This is a genomic window from Myxococcus sp. XM-1-1-1 (assembly GCF_020037095.1).
GTDB classification, from domain to species: domain Bacteria; phylum Myxococcota; class Myxococcia; order Myxococcales; family Myxococcaceae; genus Myxococcus; species Myxococcus fulvus.
This window is the reverse complement of the sequence record NZ_JAIQDH010000035.1, coordinates 28,454-46,463: the sequence shown is the minus strand read 5'-3', so window position 1 is coordinate 46,463 and position 18,010 is coordinate 28,454. Positions and strand designations below refer to the sequence as shown.

At 71.3% G+C, this 18,010-nt stretch carries 17 protein-coding genes; 14 read left to right on the top strand and 3 right to left on the bottom strand.

Translation table 11 applies throughout. The annotated features are described in order from the left end of the window. From K8640_RS39520 to K8640_RS39470, 12 genes are all read left to right on the top strand, one after another. Positions 1-651, top strand: a complete 651-nt coding sequence (locus tag K8640_RS39520; protein ID WP_223751803.1) for a hypothetical protein — start codon at positions 1-3, stop codon at positions 649-651. Then, a complete protein-coding gene (locus K8640_RS39515; protein ID WP_141323099.1) occupies positions 651-1,061 on the top strand; it encodes a GPW/gp25 family protein in 411 nt (136 codons plus the stop codon). Before K8640_RS39520 ends, K8640_RS39515 begins: the two co-directional genes overlap by 1 nt. Before the next feature lie 46 nt (positions 1,062-1,107). Continuing rightward, positions 1,108-1,596 (top strand): hypothetical protein, encoded by a 489-nt coding sequence (locus K8640_RS39510; RefSeq protein ID WP_141323100.1) that lies wholly within the window; start codon positions 1,108-1,110, stop codon positions 1,594-1,596. Beyond that, positions 1,578-3,161: a baseplate J/gp47 family protein gene (locus tag K8640_RS39505; protein ID WP_223751802.1), complete on the top strand. Its 1,584-nt coding sequence runs from the start codon at positions 1,578-1,580 to the stop codon at positions 3,159-3,161. The genes K8640_RS39510 and K8640_RS39505 overlap by 19 nt, the downstream gene beginning before the upstream one ends. Next, positions 3,158-4,552: a hypothetical protein gene (locus tag K8640_RS39500; protein ID WP_223751801.1), complete on the top strand. Its 1,395-nt coding sequence runs from the start codon at positions 3,158-3,160 to the stop codon at positions 4,550-4,552. The genes K8640_RS39505 and K8640_RS39500 overlap by 4 nt, the downstream gene beginning before the upstream one ends. Then, positions 4,549-6,297 (top strand): tail fiber domain-containing protein, encoded by a 1,749-nt coding sequence (locus K8640_RS39495; protein WP_223751800.1) that lies wholly within the window; start codon positions 4,549-4,551, stop codon positions 6,295-6,297. Before K8640_RS39500 ends, K8640_RS39495 begins: the two co-directional genes overlap by 4 nt. Further along, complete coding sequence (locus K8640_RS39490; protein WP_223751799.1) at positions 6,294-6,503, top strand: hypothetical protein; 210 nt, start codon at positions 6,294-6,296, stop codon at positions 6,501-6,503. Before K8640_RS39495 ends, K8640_RS39490 begins: the two co-directional genes overlap by 4 nt. 26 nt (positions 6,504-6,529) lie before the next feature. After that, on the top strand, positions 6,530-8,233 hold the full coding sequence (locus K8640_RS39485) for a hypothetical protein (RefSeq protein WP_223751798.1): 1,704 nt from the start codon (positions 6,530-6,532) through the stop codon (positions 8,231-8,233). A gap of 13 nt (positions 8,234-8,246) precedes the next feature. After that, positions 8,247-9,014 carry a hypothetical protein gene (locus K8640_RS39480; protein WP_223751797.1) on the top strand — a complete coding sequence of 256 codons (768 nt, stop codon included), beginning with the start codon at positions 8,247-8,249 and terminating at the stop codon, positions 9,012-9,014. 112 nt (positions 9,015-9,126) lie between these two features. Further along, complete coding sequence (locus K8640_RS39475; RefSeq protein ID WP_223751796.1) at positions 9,127-9,915, top strand: hypothetical protein; 789 nt, start codon at positions 9,127-9,129, stop codon at positions 9,913-9,915. A gap of 22 nt (positions 9,916-9,937) precedes the next feature. Beyond that, on the top strand, positions 9,938-10,069 hold the full coding sequence (locus K8640_RS42750) for a hypothetical protein (RefSeq protein ID WP_255510287.1): 132 nt from the start codon (positions 9,938-9,940) through the stop codon (positions 10,067-10,069). 293 nt (positions 10,070-10,362) lie between these two features. Beyond that, complete coding sequence (locus K8640_RS39470) at positions 10,363-11,532, top strand: hypothetical protein (RefSeq protein WP_370640443.1); 1,170 nt, start codon at positions 10,363-10,365, stop codon at positions 11,530-11,532. A gap of 29 nt (positions 11,533-11,561) precedes the next feature. On the opposite strand, the gene K8640_RS39465 is transcribed toward K8640_RS39470, so the two are convergent. Next, a complete protein-coding gene (locus K8640_RS39465; protein ID WP_223751830.1) occupies positions 11,562-12,923 on the bottom strand; it encodes a DHA2 family efflux MFS transporter permease subunit in 1,362 nt (453 codons plus the stop codon). Positions 12,924-13,145: 222 nt separating this feature from the next. Continuing rightward, the gene (locus K8640_RS39460; protein WP_223751829.1) at positions 13,146-14,126 is read right to left on the bottom strand and encodes a pirin family protein; all 981 of its coding nucleotides are present in this window, start codon (positions 14,124-14,126) and stop codon (positions 13,146-13,148) included. Between the two features lie 309 nt (positions 14,127-14,435). On the opposite strand from K8640_RS39460, the gene K8640_RS39455 reads away from it, so the two are divergent. Then, positions 14,436-15,545 (top strand): heparan-alpha-glucosaminide N-acetyltransferase domain-containing protein, encoded by a 1,110-nt coding sequence (locus K8640_RS39455; RefSeq protein WP_223751794.1) that lies wholly within the window; start codon positions 14,436-14,438, stop codon positions 15,543-15,545. On the opposite strand, the gene K8640_RS39450 is transcribed toward K8640_RS39455, so the two are convergent. Next, the gene (locus tag K8640_RS39450; RefSeq protein ID WP_223751793.1) at positions 15,531-16,019 is read right to left on the bottom strand and encodes a VOC family protein; all 489 of its coding nucleotides are present in this window, start codon (positions 16,017-16,019) and stop codon (positions 15,531-15,533) included. The two genes, K8640_RS39455 and K8640_RS39450, sit on opposite strands and share 15 nt — an antisense overlap. Before the next feature lie 99 nt (positions 16,020-16,118). On the opposite strand from K8640_RS39450, the gene K8640_RS39445 reads away from it, so the two are divergent. Further along, a complete protein-coding gene (locus K8640_RS39445; protein WP_223751792.1) occupies positions 16,119-17,990 on the top strand; it encodes a von Willebrand factor type A domain-containing protein in 1,872 nt (623 codons plus the stop codon). Positions 17,991-18,010 lie beyond the last annotated feature (20 nt).

The window sequence follows — 18,010 nt, the reverse complement described above, 5'->3', positions numbered from 1 at the left end:
ATGCCCGCACCGAGCGGAAGCGAGATAGGCGGCCTGGCGAAGGGCGCCATGCAGTCCGCGGGGCTCCGGGGAGAGAACGCCCCGGACCTGGCCACCGCGCTCGGCGACGCCTGCGGCCAGGCGTTCACCCTCTTCGCGAACATGGCCATCGTGTCACCAGGCATCCCCGCCGCCGCGCCTCCGCCTCCGGGCGCCGGCAGCACCGCGGGACCCGGCATGATGCTGCCCCCGCCCGCGGGCGGCCCCGGCGCGTCGCAGATAGAGCCCATCGCCAAGGGCCTGCTCGCGTCCAACCAGCTCAACGGCGAGCAGCGCGACGCGCTGGCGAAGGCCATCGCGCAGACGGTGGAGCAGGCCCTGGTGCTCTTCACCACGACGGTGATGGTGGCGCCGGGGATGGCCATCGCGGGCTTCACCACCACGTCGCCGGGCAGCCTCATGGGCGCCGCGCCCGCCAAGCCCATGCTCCAGCCGATTGCGCTCGGCTTCCTCCAGGCCGGTGGCATCCGGGGAGAGAACGCGCCGGACCTGGCGGGCGCGATGGCGCAGACGCTGGCCGACGCGCTCACGCAGATGATGACGCGCCTGAAGGTTGCCCCGGGCATCCCCAGCTCGCCCGGCGCCACCGCGGGCCCGGGGAGGTTGCTCTGATGGCGGACGCGCTCAAGACCGACCTGCGGCTCTCCTTCAAGGAGTCGGGCGGCGTGGACCTGGACTGGTCCGACGACGGCGGCGCCGCGACGGTGAGCGGCAAGGACAACCTCATCCAGGCCCTGACGATGCGGCTGCTCGTCTACCGCGGACACCTGGAGCAGCTGGGCCACCAGCGCTACGGCAGCCGGGTGGCGGACCTCATCGGCGAGCCGCTGGACCGCGCCAACCTGGACCTGCTGCGCAGGTACGTGCGGCAGGCCATCAAGGAGGACCCGCGCGTGGACGAGGTGCTGCAGCTCACCGTCTCCGCGCGGCCGGACCTCCCGGGGGCCGTGGAGGTGCGGGCGCGCATCCGCGCCATCACCGGCGACCCGGTGGAGCTGGGGCTGTCGCTCGACCTGGGCTGAGCGCGGCGGGACACACGGGGTACGGACACGACTTCGGGAGAGCGTGATGAACGGCAAGGAAACGCAGGGCATGAACGGAGTGCTGACCCTGGAGCTCTTGAACCTGGACGGCACGCTGATGGAGCGCCGCAAGGTCCCCAACCTCATCACCATCGCCGGCAAGCGACTGGTGGCGGAGCTGCTCATGGGGCGCGTCAACGCGCTGACCACGAGCTGGTCCATCGCCGTGGGCACCGGCACCACGCAGCCGATGCCTTCCAACATCAAGCTCGACAACCAGGTGGACCTGGCCGCGGACACCGCGCCCAAGGTGGAGGAGGTCATCCTCGGCGACGGCACCAGCACGGTGCGCGCCCTGGTGACGGCCACCCTGCCCCCGCCGCCGGCCCAGTCCACGGTCCAGCCCCTGACGGAGGCCGGCATCCTCGTCACGTTGGGGACGGGGGCGCCCATCCTCTTCAACCGCGTGCGCTTCGAGGAGGTCAACCGGGGCTCCAACATGGTCATGAAGATGACGTGGGAGATCTCCTTTTGAGCCTCATCCCTCCGGAGACGACCACGTTCAGCGCCATTGTCGAGCGGCTGCTGGCGAACATGGGGGCCGGAACGGACCCCAACGCCGGAGGCATGGCTCGGACCCTCGCGGAGGCGTACGCGCGGGAGATGGCGACGTTCTACGCGATGATGGAGCTGGCGCACCGCTCGGGCTACCTGGACACCGCCGAGGGCGCGGCGCTGGACAACGTGGTGGCCGTGCTGGGCCTCACGCGCGCACGCGCCGGACGCCTCACCGGGGAGGTGGAGCTCAGCCGCGCCGCGCCCGCGCCGGAGGACATCGGCATCCCCGCCGGACGCCAGGTGACGGGCATGGCGGCGGACGGCCAGCCCCTGCCCCTCTTCGAGACGCGGGAGGACGCCACGCTGCGCAAGGGCGACACGCGCGTGCTCATCCCGGTGCAGGAGGTCCAGTCGGACGACGAGGACGCGCGTCAGGCGCCCCCCGTCATCAACCCCTTCCAGCTGACGCTGATGCCCCGGCCCATCCTGGGCATCGAGGCCGTCTCCAACCCGGCCCCGCTGCGCCGGGACTCGGAGGACGAGACGGACACGGACCTGCGCGCCCGCGCGCGCACCGCGATGCGCGACGGCGAGAAGGGCACGCTGGAGTCCATCGCCGCGGCGGTGCGCAAGCAAGGGGTCCAACACGTCACGGTGCGAGAGCCCGCGGACGCGCCGCCTGGCGTCGTCGACGTGCTGGTGGGCGACACGGACTTCGAGTCGGACGTCGAGGGCGTCCGGCGCGTCGAGGCCGCCATCCGCGAGTCCAAGGCCGCGGGCATCCTGGTGCGGCTGCGCTATGCGCGCACCATCTTCTTCCTGCTCGACTTCAAGGTGGAGCCGAACGACGACGCCATGGACGAGGCGACGTTCGACCGGCTGCGCCGCGAGCTCCAGCAGAAGCTGTCCAGCTACATGCGGGAGCTGCCCGTGGGCGCGTCGGTGAGCCGGCGCAAGCTGGAGGCGCTGTTCTACGGCGACCCGGCGGTGCGGCGCATCTCCGACATCCAGGTGGAGACGTACGTGTGGGGGACCGCCTCCGAGGCCGCGCTCGGGAAGACGCTCGTGCTGGAGTCCACCAGCCGCCTGTATGGGGCCAACCGGGACTGGCGGCTGGAGTCGCTCGAGGCCGCGCGCGTGGACCTGGTGCGCAAGCCGCCGCGCATCACCCGGCTGCGCCCCCCGACGTGGCGGCTGGACCTGGTCGTCACGCTCGCGCAGGGCGACACGCGCACGGCGGAGCAGGTGCGCGACGCGCTGCGCGGCGCGATGGAGGTCCACGCGGCGCGGCTCACCGAGGAGGCGCAGCAGCGCCCCTCCATCCCGACGTACCTCACGCGCGGCAAGCTGGAGGAGGCGCTGCGCTCGCAGGCCCACGTCGCGGGGCTGCTCGGCTGTGACGTCACGCTGCCGTCGGGGACCACGGTGGCCCTGGTCTCCGCCGCCTCCGCGAATGCGCTCACCGAGGAGGTGACGCAGCTCGAGGTGTCCGCGGACCTGCGCCTCGTGTTCGGCGGAGCGGAGCTGGTGGGGGTCGGATGAGCGCGGACCAGCGCAGACGCCGCATGGTCGGCTACCTTCCCCCGGTCCTCCAATCGGGGACGAAGCTCAACGAGTTCTTCTCCACGCTCGCCCTGGAGCTGGAGCAGATGGAGGGCGGGCTGACGCGGCTGATGCGCTCGCGCTGGTACACGCTGGCCCGGGGCTTCGCCGTGGCGGAGTCGCCCGCGGACAAGGCGCTCTCCGAGCTGGGGCGACTCGGGGCGCTCCACGGGCTGCTGCCGCGCCGGGGGGAGTCCGCCGAGTACTTCCGCACGCGGCTGGCGACGGTGGTGGAGCTGCACCGCACGGGCCTGGGCTCGGCGTCCGCGCTGCTGCGCCTGGTCTCCCTGGTCTACATGGCGCGGCAACCTCCGGCGGTGACGTGGGAGGAAGGCCGGACGGTGGCCCGGCTCGTCGTGCCCCGGAAGGACGGCACCTCCCGGCCGCTCACCCTGGAGCTGGTGGACAATCCGCAGACGCCCGCCACCGCCGGCTTCCGCGACGTGAGCGGCGGCCAGCGGCTGCTCACCACGAACGCGGGGCTCGCGACGGCGATGCCCACCATCACCCTGCGGGCGACGTCGCGCGAGGTCGCGGTCCCCATCCTGCGGCACGCGGAGTCCGGGCTCGACCTCATCTACCTGGGCCGCATCCCCCAGGGCGCCACGCTGAAGCTGCGGGACGGCTTCGCGCCCATGCTCGACGGCGTCCCCGTGGAGCGGCCCATCATCCTGGCCCACCCCACCCGCTTCTCCGACGAGAACGGGACGAGCCCGCCGACGCGCTTCGACGCGGTGGACTCCCGCTTCTCCGTGTTCAAGGAGGACCATCGGCTGCCGGAGCTGCCGCCCGGCGAGAGCCACTGGACCTACGGCACGCTGGAGCGGCCCGAGGTGCGCGCCTATCTGCTCGGGTGGAGCGAGGAGGACGTGCTCGAGGCCGAGGCCCAGGCCCTGCCCCAGCGGGACACCCCGCCGTTGGAGCTGCGCTTCGACTGGACGGAGGTGTCCCCCGCCACCTTCTCGCTGCGCATCCCCGCGGACCACATCCCGCCGCACCTGCTGGAGCCGAACGAGGAGGGCGTGACGCCCGGACTGCCAGGGCTGGTGCAGGAGCTGACCGCCGCGCTGGAGTACGGACGGTGCGCCGGCGTGCGCACGCGCATCGAGCTGACGCTGCCCATGCCCGCCGAGGCGCTCGTGGCGCGCGAGGGCCCGCTGGGCGTCGTGCTGGAGGCGGACTTCTCCGAGCGGCTCGTCCCCACCGACGCGCTGACGTCGTTCGGCTCCCACATCGAATTGCACGAACAGTTCCCCGCGCCCCAGGAGTCGCTGACCTGGGGTGGCGTCTTCGACGGCACCCGTTTCGATACCTCGAGGTTCCAGCCATGAGTCAGCCCTACTACCCCGCCCGTCCCGGTGACCCCATCCTCGCGGACACCTGGAACAACATGCAGTTGCAGGCGCGAGCGGAGATCCACAACCACACCCACCGCGGCGGCCTGGATGGCAAGCAGCTCGCGGGCGACAGCATCTCCCCCTCCGCCATATTGAAGGTGACCCGCGTCGAGGCCACCGACACCCTCGTGGTGAGGAATGTCGACGTCACCACGCGCTTCCTGGACCTGGAGGCCCAGAAGCTGTCCCTCACGGGGGGCACCCTGAGTGGCCCGCTGACGGTGAACGCCAACGTGGGCATCGGCGCGGCGCCGGGGACCAAGCGCCTGCTGGTGGTGGCACCGCCGAACACCGAGGCCCCCGCGCCCCTGGAGGTGCGCACCTCGGGCAGCCAGACCTGGGGCATCGGCCTCGTCGTCAAGACGATGGGCGGCGCGGAGGGCGCGTCCATGCTCCTGCGCACCCGAACCAAGAGCTGGCAGGTGCGCGGAGAGCCCGGCTCGGCGGCGCTGGGCTTGCAGATCACCGAGGACGGAGGAGACCCGGAGACGGGCTCGGGCCCGGGCACGCCTCGGCTGCACATCAAGGCCGGCGGAAGCGTGGGGCTCAACACCAACGATCCGCAGGGCGCGCTGGACGTGCGGCTGCCAGGGGGCGCGTCTGGGTTCGACCGCTTCGTGGTGAACCTGACCAGCGACTGGTCCCCCGGCATGTCCCACGTCACCATCGGCGCGGGGCAGGCCGCGGGGCTGATGATCAACAACCCCCACGTCGTCTGGCACAAGGGCGAGTCGCGGGCCTCCATCCGCTATGGCCTGAGCGGCGGCACGGCCTCCGGCCTGTTCTGGGACGTGGGTGCGCGCGCGAACAACGCGTTCTCCTTCATCGTCAACAACACGTCGACGCTGTGGATGAACGCGGATGGGAACATCGGCATCGGCACGCAGACGCCGGGCGCGCGGCTGGACGTCCAGGGGGGCAACCTGCGCGTCAGCGGCGCCATCACGCCCTCCATCGGGAACTCCACGGGCAATGGCATCCAGTTCCCCGTGGACGCCTTCGGTGGCGCGGGCGACGGCGCGTGGATCCGCTACTACCGGCTCCCCAATCCGCTCCCGGGCGACGAGGAGAATGGCCGGCTGGTCATCGGCGTCGAGAACGACCCCGGGGACGCGTTCGCCATCTTCCAGGGGACCGCGGAGCGGCTGTGCATCGTCAACGGCAACGTCGGCATCGGCGCGGCGCGGCCCTCGGCCCCCCTGCATGTCCAGCAGCGCGAGGCGAACGTGGGCATCCGCCTCAGCGAGAACACCTCCGGTCGCTACATCGACATCGCGTACGAGGGCCAGGGCACCTTCCGCATGTTCCACAGCAGCGGCAACGGCCGCTACATGCCCCAGGATGGTGAGTGGCATAAGTTCTCCGACGTCCAGCTCAAGGAGAACATCGAGTCGCTCCAGGGCATCCTCCCGCGCGTGCTCGCGCTGCGCCCGGTGAGCTTCGACCTGAAGTCCACGGGCCATCACCAGCTGGGGCTCGTCGCGCAGGAGGTGGAGCCCCTGTTCCCGGAGCTCGTCTCGGACGCGCCCATGCTCGAGGACGGCAAGCCGCTCAAGGGGCTCGCGTACGAGGCCTTCAGCGTGCTGGCCATCGCAGCGCTCCAGGAGCTCAAGGCGCACTACGACACACGCATCGAGGCGCTGGAGCGGCGCCTCCACGACCAGGAGCAGCACGGATGAAGAGCCAGATCGAGAAGCGCCTCGCGGACCTCAAGGCCGAGCACGAGGCGGGACAGAAGATGCTCGCGGAGCTGGATGCGAAGCGCACGGGACTGGTGCAGACGATGCTGCGCATCGAGGGCGCCATGCAGGTGCTCCAGGAGCTCCTGCCCGCCGACGAGGCCACCAACGCCACCGTGACGAACCTCCCGCACGCCGCGCGCTGAAGCCCCGCGGCGCAGAGACTCCTGCCATGAGCGACACGCGCGTCGGCGCCACGCTGACCTATACCGGAACGGCCACTCCTCCCACGCCCGCGCAGGTGCCGGTGGACCCGGCCGGGCTCGTCGTCGCGCTGGAGGTGCCGGCGGGGGTGGTGTTGCTGCGCGCGTCGCTCGCCCTGCGCGCCCCGGGCGACGACGTGACGGTGAACCTGATTCCCACCGCCACGCTGGCCACGAGCACCGGGCAGAACGTGGTGGACGCGAGCCAGGCCATCACCTGGCTCAGCCTGGACTGGGGCTCGCGGCGGCCCCTGTCCTCGATGGAGCTGACCCTTCCGGCGTTACCGACCCAGACGGCCAAGAAGGGCCGCCTCAGCATCGCGGAGGGCGGCGCCTGGTATCCGCCCACGCCGTCCGACACCGTGGGCGTCAACGCCGTGGAGCCCCTGCCGGGCATCTTCGCCAGCCGCCTGCTGGTGGAGTTCGTGGAGGCGAACAACTCCCATCCTCCGTTGGGGACGCCGAAGACGCTGTCGGCGACGAAGCTCGCGAGCCTCACCCTGCGCGCGCCCGCGCGTCCGCCGGACCTCACCGCCTCCGCGGGCACGGGCTCGGGCGCGCTCTTCTTCCACCAGGCGCTCCCGATGAACGCGCGCCAGGAGCTGGTGATGGAGGACGTGCTCACCCAGGCGCTCCAGCGCGCCTGGCCCGCGAACCTCGAGGCGGGCCGCGTGACGGTGTCCCTGCGCGCCTCCGGGCTGGGCATGTTCGACCGCGTCCGGCTCGCGCTGGACACGCTCGATGACATCCGACGCTTCAGCGACGGCGCCGATGAGCGGACGCTGGCGCTGGACACGGACGGCACCGCCATCGCGAGCGTCTCCGTCCCCAGGGACCGCGCGCTGTCGGAGGTGCGCTTCCACGTGCGCCACGCCTTGCGCGACGAGCACCTGCCTCTGACACCGCGTCCACCCGCGCGGCCCTCGCGCGCTCATCGCTGCGGCTCCGGGCGCTCCGCCGCACAGGCCTTCATCGCGTCGCGTGCTCCGGGGGCGTTGACGGCCGTGGACCTCCACCTGCGCCCGGGGACGCGCCAGGTGACGGGCACCGTCGCCCTCCACGCGGACGTGCACGACCGGCCCGACGAGGCACCGCTCCCGGGGAGCGCCGTGCCACTGCTGCTCGAGGCGTCGGGGCCTCCGCCGTGGCCCGCGCGCTGGGTGTCCTTCACGCTCCCCAAGCCCCTCGCGCTGAACAAGGGGCGCTGGTGGGTGGTCGTCACCACCGACGAGGGAGAGGTCCTCTGGAGCCTCATCGAGCCCGCGTCCGGCACACCCGAGCCGGGAGCGGTGACACCGGACACCACGCTCCATCGCACCGAGCCGACCGGCCCCTGGCTGCCGCGCGACAGCGAGCTGCCCGGAGAGGCCCCGGGAGCCGCGCCGCTCTGGGCCTGCGCCCGTCCCCGCCTCCGCCCCATCGTGCCCGTGCCGCCGCCTCCGCCCCGGCTCCAGTTGCGCTGGGGTACGAAGGTGCTCGACGTGACACCGGACGGTGACGGCGTCGTCCACCTGGACGCCCAGGCGCTGGCGGTGCTCACTCCGCCCGGAGGAACGGGCGAAGCACCACCGCTCGAGCTCATCGTCCAATCCCGCGTGGCCGGTGAGGTCACCCTCTCCGGACTCCAGGTCGTCATCCCCCGGCAGGAGACCTACGCGCTCTTCCCGAGATAGCGAGCCCCCACCCATGCTCCTTGCCATCGAGTCCTACTTCCACGATGCGCTGCGCGCCGCGATTCCCGAGACGGTGGAGGTCGCGACCGGCCCCTCGCGAGGGCCCTCCGTCGAGATGGAGGCGCTCGTCGAGGTCATCGCCTCGCGGATGAAGCTCACGCTGCCCGAGGGCGATGACCTCACCGCGCTGCGACAGCCGTCCTACTTCGCGCAGGTGCATCGCTGGGCTGGCAATGGCACGCGCAAGGACTTCACCCTGCCGGCGAACGCGACGGGACAGGTGGTGGAGGTGGAGTCCCCTCCTGGCCGTCCGCTGCGTCGGGGCGACGACTACGTCGTGGAGGAGTCCACGCTGCGCCTGTACCGCGCGCCCGCGGTCGCCAGCGAGGCCGTGGTGGCCTACCTGCGAGGGACCCGCGCCGAGGGCTTCCTGGAGCGGCGGCGCTGTGAGCTGCGATTGTCCATCCGCGCGTGGGTGAAGTCCCCGGGCAACGCGGCGCCGCTGCTATCCCGCGCGCTCGCCGCGGCCCTGGCCGCGTCCGCGGACCTGGGAAACCTGGAGGACGAGGACACGGAGGCGGAGACCTCCGGGGTGCGTCTGCGATTGCTCCAACCCCAGGCAACCCTGGTGGAGGTCCATCGCACCCTGGAGCTGCAGGGCGACATTCCCTATCACCGCGCCCAGGCGAACTTCCTGGTCCGCGGAGAGCTGGAGCAGCTCGTCTCGCTCGGCACGCCCGAGTCCGAGGGCATCATCCTCGAGGTGCGGCGGGAAACGTAGGATTCACAACAGCTAGACTAAGCAGCAATTGAAGCAACTCCAGCATGTGTCGTCCCATCGACATTCGGGCGCGATCACCCACGCACGCGCTCCGAACCCAAAGGACATCGACATGCCTCGTCATCTGTCGACCGTGCACGCGCTGACCGCGCTCACCGCCTTCGTCACGCTGTCCACCGCCTCCGCCGAGGAGCGCGGCGAGCCCGTCGCCCCCCAGGCCACGACGCCCGCCGTGGTCGTCACCGAGAAGGCTTCGCCCCAAGCGGCGCCCACGTACTCGGACGCGAGGATGGAGTCGGTGGCGCGGACGTGCGGCGCGGACGCCATCGGCAGCATCACGCCGGACGGGTCCATCCGCTGCCAGTCCAAGCCAGCCACCCTCGCGCAGACCGGCCCGCGGGAGCTGCTGGCCGGGACGTACTACGTGTCCATCCCCGCCATCGCCTGCACGCCGCAGGGGACCGCGGCCGCGGCGACGACGGGCCAATGCAGTGGCGGCGGCACGCTCCGGACCGATGGGGACAACCTCTTCCCCTGCACCGTGAACGCCAACGCCACCCGCAACACCTTCGTCTGCGGTCTGGAACTCCCGAACGGCGCGCAGATCCAGGAGGTCATCGCCTACGGCCTGGACTACTCCACCGCCGGATACTTCGAGGCGGCCATCTGGAGCACGGGGGATACGACGTTCGCGCCCATCTACTTCAGCAGCTTCGGAGGCACCTGGCAGTCCTCGGGTGTGGCGTTCAACGGCGGCTTCACCAGCTTCCCCATCTTCTCCGCGTCCCAGCCGGCCCACACGGTGACGGTGGGTAACCGGTATACGATTGGCTTCGGCACGCGCGACCCCAACGCGAGCGTCAATTTCTACGGCTTCCGCGCCCGCTACTTCCTGCCGTGAGCCGCGCGGCCTGGGGTGAGGCATGGACGCGCGGGGCACGCCTCCCGCGCACACCATCCTGGCCGGTGAGCGGTATGTGATTGGCTTCGCGGCCAGGGACCCGAACGGGTTCACCTGGGTCGGCGGCTTCCGCGTCAATGACTACCAGCCCTGAAGTCCGCAGCATGGCGGCCCCTTCCTCTCGAAGGAAGGAGCCGGCACGTCTGGCCATCCCACCCCATCCGCGAGATGAGCCACGCCACGAGTGACACCAATCGCACACTCAGTCACACTGAACCATGAAATCCAGACAAAATAGTCACTCCTGACAAATCTCCCGCGACAATTCCGGCCCCCGCTCGTTCAATCCAATGCATGGGAGGCCGGCACACCGGCGCCCATGTCATTCCAGTCAGCATTCGAGCGAAAGGGAGACACATGGCGTCCTACGTCAGAGCTGTTTCGAGCGTGAAGGGTTTGCGTTGGGGTGCGGTGTTGCTGGCGGGCCTGGTGGGCTGTGAGCCCACGACGACGAAGGAGCCCGCGACGAATCACCAGGAGGTGGGCTCCCTGGAGGAGCAGGCCAGGCTGCTGACGGCGCCTCCGGGCTGTGAGGAGATCACCCTCGGGGAGATGGCCAATGGCATCGAGCTGACGCCGGTCATGTATACCAACCAGCCCACGCTGCGCGGCGACTTCAGCAGCTTCGGAGACCCGGCCGCCCGGGACCGGGCGTTCATCCGCCTGGACGTGGACACGACGCCGGGCCTCTACAACCTGGCCACCGCGGGCGGAAACACCTTCGCGTGCGACCAGTGCGTCTTCGGAACCAAGGACTCGGGCGCGGCCACGCAGAAGGACCTGGTGGCCGAGTCCGGCACGCTGCTGCTGGCGCTGAAGGTGTCCCCCGACCAGACCATCGGCGCGCTGGCCAACGTGGTGCTGCGCGAGGCCGTGGACGCCCCGCCCCTCAACGCGCCCTTCTGGGGCAGCGCGCTGGTGCCGGGTGGGGAGTGCAAGTGGATCCGCTTCGCGACGTGGAACACCGTGCGCCAGGGCGGGTGTGATCCCCGCCAGGGCTCGCTGACGGCGAACCTGCCGGACACCACGTGCGTGCCCACCAACTACGTGGCCTCGGACGGCACGCTGGAGCGCTCGCTGGGGACCAAGACGCAGGGCGAGGCGTGCACCACCACGCCGGCCGCGAGCGAGTACGAGCTGGCGTCGACGGACTGCGAGCAGGGCTACACCTGCACGGATCTGCTGTCGGAGAACGCGCAGTGCACCCAGACGTGTGACTTCCTGGCCGCCGACCCCGGCTGTCCCCAGGGCATGATGTGCGGCGTCTACGGCCTGTGCACCACGCAGGCCGTGCTGCAGTCGTTCGGCTTCCGGTTCGACACCGCGCCGGTGGGCTCCACGTGCACCCCGGGCGTGACGTTCGCCGAGTTCTGCGGCAGCGAGGGCGCGCGCGGCACGTGCCTGGACCTGGGCCGCACGGGCACCGCCACCTGCCTGCGCTACGAGCGGGCCCGCACGAACTGCGGTCCGGGTGAGGAGCTGGGCTACTTCAGCTACTCGCGTCCGCCCGGCGGCTTCGACCGCACCATGGGCTTCTGCTACCACGACGGCCTGTAGTCACCGCCATTCCTCGCGGCCCGGGTGCCTCACGAGGCCCGGGCCGCGCGTCCACCGATGCGCGAGCCCGCGTCCTCGGGCAGCCGGCGGAACAAGAACCCCGCCAGCGAGGACACCACGCCGATGGCGATGAAGGGCATCAGGAAGCGGTCTGGCGTCAGGGGCAGTTCGCCGGCCCCGCGCGCCAGGTGCAGCATGAGCGCGCCGAAGCTGATGCCCACGCTCAACGCCATCTGCTGCGTCACCACCGCCATGGTCGACGCCTGGCTCATCTTCTCCGGGGGGATGTCCGCGTAGGCCACGGCGTTGATGGCGGTGAACTGGAGCGAGCGCACGAAGCCGCTGACGAACAGCGTGACGACGATGACCGGGATGGGCGTGCCCACGCGGAACAACGCCGGCACGGCCGTCAGCACCGCGGCGGCCAGGTTGGAGCCCGTCAGCGTGGCGCGGAAGCCCAGCTTGCGGATGACCCACGGCGCCAGCGGCTTGCAGGACATGGCCCCCAGGCCCGTGCCGATGGTCATCATGCCCGCCTCGAAGGGGCCCCATCCCAGGCCCACCTGCAAGAGCAGCGGCAGCAGGAAGGGCGTCGCGCCCAGGCCCATGCGCACCAGCCCTCCGCCCGCGATGCTGGCGCGGAACGTGGCCACCTTGACCAGCCGCACGTCCAGCACCGGCCGATGGCGCCGCAGCGCGTGGCGCACGTAGAGCACCCCCGCGCCGACGGCCACCAGGGCCATGCCCAGCTGCGTCTCCGGAGGCACCAGCCCCACGCCCAGCGTCTCCACCGCGACAATCGTCAGCGTGATCGCCACGGCGGCGATGGCATAGCCCTTCCAATCGAAGGGCCCCGGGTGCGGCTGCGGCAGCTCCGGGACGAAGCGCGCCACCGCGAGCATGCCCAACAGGCCCACCGGGACATTGACGAAGAAGATCCACGGCCAGTCGGCCACGCCCAGGATGAGCCCGGCGATGGGGGGACCGATGAGCGGCCCCACGAGCGCGGGCATGGTGAACCAGCTCAGCGCGGACACCAGCTTCTCGCGCGGCGCCGAGCCCACCACGATGAGCCTGCCCACGGGCGTCATCAGCGCGCCGCCCAACCCCTGCAGCGTGCGGAAGAGGACCAGCTGCGGCAGCGTGCGCGAGAAGCCGCACAGCACCGAGCCCAGCAGGAAGACGCTCATCGCGACCATGAAGACGCGACGAGGGCCGAAGCGGTCCGCCACCCAGCCGCTCGCCGGCGCGAGCACGGCCAGGGCCAGGATGTACGACGTCAGCGCCAGCTTGAGGTGGATGGGGTCCGTGCCGAAGGCCGCGGACAACGTCGGCAGCGCGGTGGACAGCGCGGTGGAGTCGACGAACTCCATGAACAGCGCGCTCGCCACCGCGATGGACGCCAGCCGGGAGCCTCTCTGGGAGGACGCGGGCGGCGAGCCGGGTGGAGAGGAGCCAGGGGAGTCGGACACCTCTCTTCTATGCACATGTGGCCGCGCGACTGTCACGCTCGACGACACTGCGCGCGGGCGGCCCCTCGCCCACCCTGCCACCGGGCGGCCGGCACTCGGCCGACACCCCGGTGGAATCACGCACGGGGCGCGGGGGACTCGTCAGGCCGGCCGCTCCAGCCGGCCATCCGCGTGCCGGGCGAAGCGCCCCTCCTCGCGCGCGTGCACCGGGTCGTCGCTCTTCCAGGGCCACCCGCCGAACTGGGTGCGCTGGTAGTCGTTGAACGCCTGGACGATCTCCTCCCGCGAGTTCATGACGAACGGCCCGTGCTGCACGACGGGCTCGTTGATGGGGCGCCCCTGGAGCATGAGCAGCTCCGCCTCGTCCGGGCCGTTCTCCAGCAGCGCGTCCGCGTCCGGGCGCAGCTGCAGGACATGCCGGGCGGGGACGTCCCGGCCGCCGACCTTCAGCGTGGAGCCCTTGAAGAAGTACACGAAGCGGTTGCTGCCGCGCTGGGCCGCGGGCAGCGTCCAGCGCGCGCCGGGCGACAGCTTCACCGTCCAGATGGCCACGTCCGAGTCCACCCGCGCGGCCCAGGACTTCGGCGGAGGCGACGGCGGCTTCGCGTCCCCCAGCCTGCCGGCCACCACGGTGACCTCGGTGGTGCGCCCCGCCTCGTCCTTCGCCACGTGGCGGGGGATGGCGTGGTCCCAGAGCATGGAGAAGTGCGGCGCCACGAGCTTGTCGGCGCGCGGGAGGTTGAGCCAGATTTGAAACAGCTCCACGGGGTTGGGCGCGTCCTTCTTCAGGAGCGGGAACATCTCCGAGTGCAGCACGCCGCTGCCCGCCGTGAGCCACTGCACGTCCCCGCCGCCGAAGCGCGCCGCGGCGCCCAGCGAGTCCGAGTGATCCAACAGCCCGCTGCGGACGATGGTCACCGTCTCGAAGCCCCGGTGCGGATGCTGCGGGAAGCCCGGCACCACGGTGCCGTGGTACATGTTCCAGCCGTCGCGACCCTCGAAGTCCTGGCCCAGCTGCCGGCCCGCCAGCGACGCGGTGGGCCCCAGCTGCTCGTTGCCCTGGGGGTAGGCGTCGACGTGGTGGACGCAGAACAGGAACGGGTCCGGCGTGGGCCAGGGCATGCCCCGCAGGGGGCCCATGCCCAGGATGACGGGTGGCGCTTCACTCCCCTTCGACGACTGGCTCATCCCCTGCTCCTCTGCCTTTCCCGGGCTCTTCGTGCAGCTCGCCGTGGTGGTGGCCCCCGCCACCGCGAGCAACCGCAGCGCCGCTCTCCGACTGACTTCCTCGCTCAAGGGGCCTCCTGCCACGCGTGACGCCGTCCGGAGCCTCTAATCCCGGCCAGCCCGGGGCGCATTCTTTCACGTCCGGGGCCCGCCAGCCCGCTCCCCATACACCTTCGCCTGGGGTTGCCGTAGGGTTCGCCCGCCGTGAGCCCATCCCCCCCCTTCGCCGTGTCCCAAGAGCGCGTGCGCGCCATCGACTGGCTGCGCGGCATCGCCGTGCTGTTCATGGTCCAGACGCACTCGCTGGCCCTGCTCACCCCGGAGCTGCGCAAGAGCGTCTGGGTGGGCCGCCTGCTCAAGGTGGACGGGCTGGTGGCCCCCGCGTTCATCTTCTCCGCGGGCTTCGCCCTGGCCCTCGTCATGGTGCGCAGCGCCGCCGCCGGGAAGCTGCGCGAGCGCGTGCCGCGAAACCTCCGCCGCGCCTGCGAGGTGCTGCTGGTGGCCTCGCTGGTCAACTGGGCCTGGTTCCCCCTGCTGAGCGAGCCGAAGTGGCTGCTGCGCATGGACATCCTCCAGTGCGTGGGCGTGTGCCTGCTCCTGATGTTGCCGGTGGCCGCCCTGCTCGCCTCGCGTCCCCGCGCGCTGGCCGGCCTGAGCCTCGCGCTGGCGTTCACCGTCTTCGCGGTGGCGCCGCTGGGGGAACAGGTGACGGGGCCGTGGGCCACGCTGACGAACAAGTCCTCCTTCGCGCCGTTCCCCCTGCTGCCCTGGCTGGGCTTCGGGTGGCTGGGCGCGTTCGCGGGGACACTCGCGGGCGCGTGGGGCCGCCGCGCGCTGGCCCTGGCGTTGCTGGCGCTGGTGACGGTGGGCGCCGTGGGCGCCGCGTCCGGCGACTTCCTCTTCCAGCTCTACCCGCACCACCGCTTCTTCGTGGCCAACCCGTCCAACTCCGCGGCGCGCTTCGCGTGGGTGTGCGCGGTGCTGCTCGGCTTGATGTGGCTGGAGGGGCGCGTGGCGGAGGCGAGCGCGCCTTCGCGCCTGCGGCGGTTCATCGAGGTGTTCGGCACCTCGTCGCTCTCCGCATACTTCTTCCACGAGATGCTGCTGTTCTACCGGCTGGGGGGCGTCTTCTCGTTCCAGCGCTTCTGGGGGGACAAGAGCGACTGGCCCCAGTACTGGCTGCTCACCGCCGTGCTCATCGTCGCCACGTGGATGCTGTGCCTGGCGTGGGACGGGCTGGAGCGCCTGGTGAAGAGCGCGCTCCGGGCCGTGACGAAGCGCCCGCGTGGAGCGCTGACGTCAGTGGGAAGCTGACGCCAGCTTCTCGAAGGCGGAGACGACCTCGGGCGGGGCCTGCACCAGCTCGATGAGCACGCCCTCTCCGCTGTAGGGGAACTGCTCGTTGGCCTTGGGGTGCACGAAGCAGATGTCGAAGCCCGCGGCGCCCTTGCGGATGCCGCCGGGGGCGAAGCGCAGGCCCTGCTTCTCCAACCACGCCACGGCGACGGGCAGGTCATCCACCCACAGGCCCACGTGGTTGAGCGGCGTCTCGTGGACCCGGGGCTTGCCCTCGGGGTTGATGGGCTGCATCAGGTCCACCTCCACCTTGAAGGGGCCCGCACCGGCCGTGACGATGTCCTCGTCCACGTTCTCGCGCTCGCTGCGATAGGTGGAGTGAGGCGTCAGGCCCAGCAGGTCCACCCACAGCTTGCGCAGGGGGGCCTTGTCGGCGGCGCCGATGGCGATCTGCTGGACGCCCAGGATTCGAAAGGGTCTCGAGGTCTCCATGGGGGGCACCCTGTCACGGGAAAATCCGGGGGAATAGACCCATTTCCCAGGTCGTGCGTTTCGAAGCGGCGAACGTCGTATCCGTCCCCCGGAGAACGCATGTCCCAGTCCTTCCTGAAGCGCCGCCTGAGCCAGTGGGGAAGTGCCCTGCTCGTCGCCTGCACCCTGCCGGCGTGCACGTCGTCCAAGCCCACCGCGGAGGGCCTCTCCGTGGCCCCCCAGGCCGACTACAAGCCCCGGGCCGCCCACCGAGATGACTCGGCGCAGGACGGCGCCAAGGACGAGCGCAGGGAGAAGGCCCCCGCGGGCGCCGTGGCGCAGGCGATGCGGCCCGAGGCGCCCAAGGCCGACCCCCACACGTTCGCCGAGACCGAGCACGACGAGTCCTCCGCGGTGGAAGGCGCGCCCATGGAGGAGCCGAGCGCAGTGATGATGGCCGCGCCTCCTCCGCCGAGCCCCGCCACGCTGGGCGGCGCGGGCGCCGCGCCCAGGGCCATGGAGCTCGCCAAGCGCGCGGCCCCCGGCCCCAGCAAGAGCATGCCCAGCCTCCCCACGCGCAAGCCCGCGCAGGACACGCTGGCCCCGGCGGACGCGGACACCACGCACCAGGGCAACACGTTCGAGAACTGGAAGCCCAACGCCTTCACCGAGACGGCCAAGGACGCGCTGTCCACCTTCGCCGCGGACGTGGACACCGCGTCGTACACGGTGGCCCGCCGCTACCTGCAGCAGGGCAACCTGCCGCCGGCCTCCGCGGTGCGCGTGGAGGAGTTCGTCAACTACTTCAAGTACCGCTACGCCCCGCCGGAGAAGGGCGCGTTCACGGTGCACCTGGAGGCGGCGCCCTCCCCGTTCGACTCGAAGCGCCACTTCGTGCGCGTGGGCGTGCAGGGCAAGGTCGTCTCGCGCTCGCAGCGCAAGCCCGCGCACCTGGTGTTCCTCATCGACACCAGCGGCTCCATGGCGTCGCAGGACAAGCTGCCGCTCGCCAAGGAGGCCATCAAGATCGCCGTGAAGAACCTCAACGAGAACGACACGGTGGCCATCGTCACCTACGCGGGCTCGACGCGGGACGTGCTGGCGCCCACGCCCGCCACGGACGTCAAGCGCATCCACGCGGCGCTGGACGGGCTGGAGTCCGGCGGCGGCACGGCGATGGGCTCGGGCATGGAGATGGCCTACAAGCATGCGGTGAAGAAGGCGTCCGGGCAGGTCGTCTCCCGCGTCGTGGTGCTCACCGACGGCGACGCCAACATCGGCAGCGTGTCCCCGGAGTCCATGCTGGAGAGCATCCGCAAGTACGTGGCCGAGGGCGTCACCCTCACCACCGTGGGCTTCGGCATGGGCAACTACCGTGACGACATGATGGAGAAGCTGGCCGACAAGGGGAACGGCAACAGCTTCTACGTGGACAGCTACAAGGAGGCCAAGAAGGTCTTCGAGACGCAGCTGACGGGCACGCTGGAGGTCATCGCCAAGGACGTGAAGCTGCAGGTGGAGTTCAACCCCGCCGCCGTGAGCCGCTACCGCCTGGTCGGCTACGAGAACCGCGACGTGGCGGACAAGGACTTCCGCGACGACAAGGTGGACGCGGGTGAGATTGGCGCGGGCCACAACGTGACGGCGCTGTACGAGGTGGAGCTGGTGAAGGGCGCCAGGGAGTCGCTGGCCACGGTGCGCGTGCGCGCCAAGGCGCCCAACGGCACGGAGGCCTCCGAGCAGGCCTTCCCGCTGGAGCGCTCGCTGCTGCGCGACTCGCTGGAGGCCGCCTCGCCCGACTTCCGCTTCGCGCTGGCCGTGGCCGCCACCGCCGACGTGCTGCGCGGCAACCCGGCCGCCGAGGGCTGGAGCCTGGCCACCGCGCAGAAGCTGGCCGAGGGCGCCGTGGGCGGTGACGCGGACCGCGCCGAGTTCGTCCGGCTGGTGACGCAGGCCCGCGCGCTGTCGGGTGCCTCGGCGCGCGGTCGCTGAAGAGAGGTTCGCTGTCGGGG

Coding starts and splice junctions, on each gene's coding strand:
- K8640_RS39485 (WP_223751798.1), top strand. CDS start 6,530: ATGAGCGACACGCGCGTCGGCGCCACGCTGACCTATACCGGAACGGCC.
- K8640_RS39495 (WP_223751800.1), top strand. CDS start 4,549: ATGAGTCAGCCCTACTACCCCGCCCGTCCCGGTGACCCCATCCTCGCG.
- K8640_RS39450 (WP_223751793.1), bottom strand. CDS start 16,019: ATGGAGACCTCGAGACCCTTTCGAATCCTGGGCGTCCAGCAGATCGCC.
- K8640_RS39445 (WP_223751792.1), top strand. CDS start 16,119: ATGTCCCAGTCCTTCCTGAAGCGCCGCCTGAGCCAGTGGGGAAGTGCC.
- K8640_RS39490 (WP_223751799.1), top strand. CDS start 6,294: ATGAAGAGCCAGATCGAGAAGCGCCTCGCGGACCTCAAGGCCGAGCAC.
- K8640_RS39500 (WP_223751801.1), top strand. CDS start 3,158: ATGAGCGCGGACCAGCGCAGACGCCGCATGGTCGGCTACCTTCCCCCG.
- K8640_RS39480 (WP_223751797.1), top strand. CDS start 8,247: ATGCTCCTTGCCATCGAGTCCTACTTCCACGATGCGCTGCGCGCCGCG.
- K8640_RS39460 (WP_223751829.1), bottom strand. CDS start 14,126: ATGCCCTGGCCCACGCCGGACCCGTTCCTGTTCTGCGTCCACCACGTC.
- K8640_RS39515 (WP_141323099.1), top strand. CDS start 651: ATGGCGGACGCGCTCAAGACCGACCTGCGGCTCTCCTTCAAGGAGTCG.
- K8640_RS39520 (WP_223751803.1), top strand. CDS start 1: ATGCCCGCACCGAGCGGAAGCGAGATAGGCGGCCTGGCGAAGGGCGCC.
- K8640_RS42750 (WP_255510287.1), top strand. CDS start 9,938: ATGGACGCGCGGGGCACGCCTCCCGCGCACACCATCCTGGCCGGTGAG.
- K8640_RS39475 (WP_223751796.1), top strand. CDS start 9,127: ATGCCTCGTCATCTGTCGACCGTGCACGCGCTGACCGCGCTCACCGCC.
- K8640_RS39510 (WP_141323100.1), top strand. CDS start 1,108: ATGAACGGCAAGGAAACGCAGGGCATGAACGGAGTGCTGACCCTGGAG.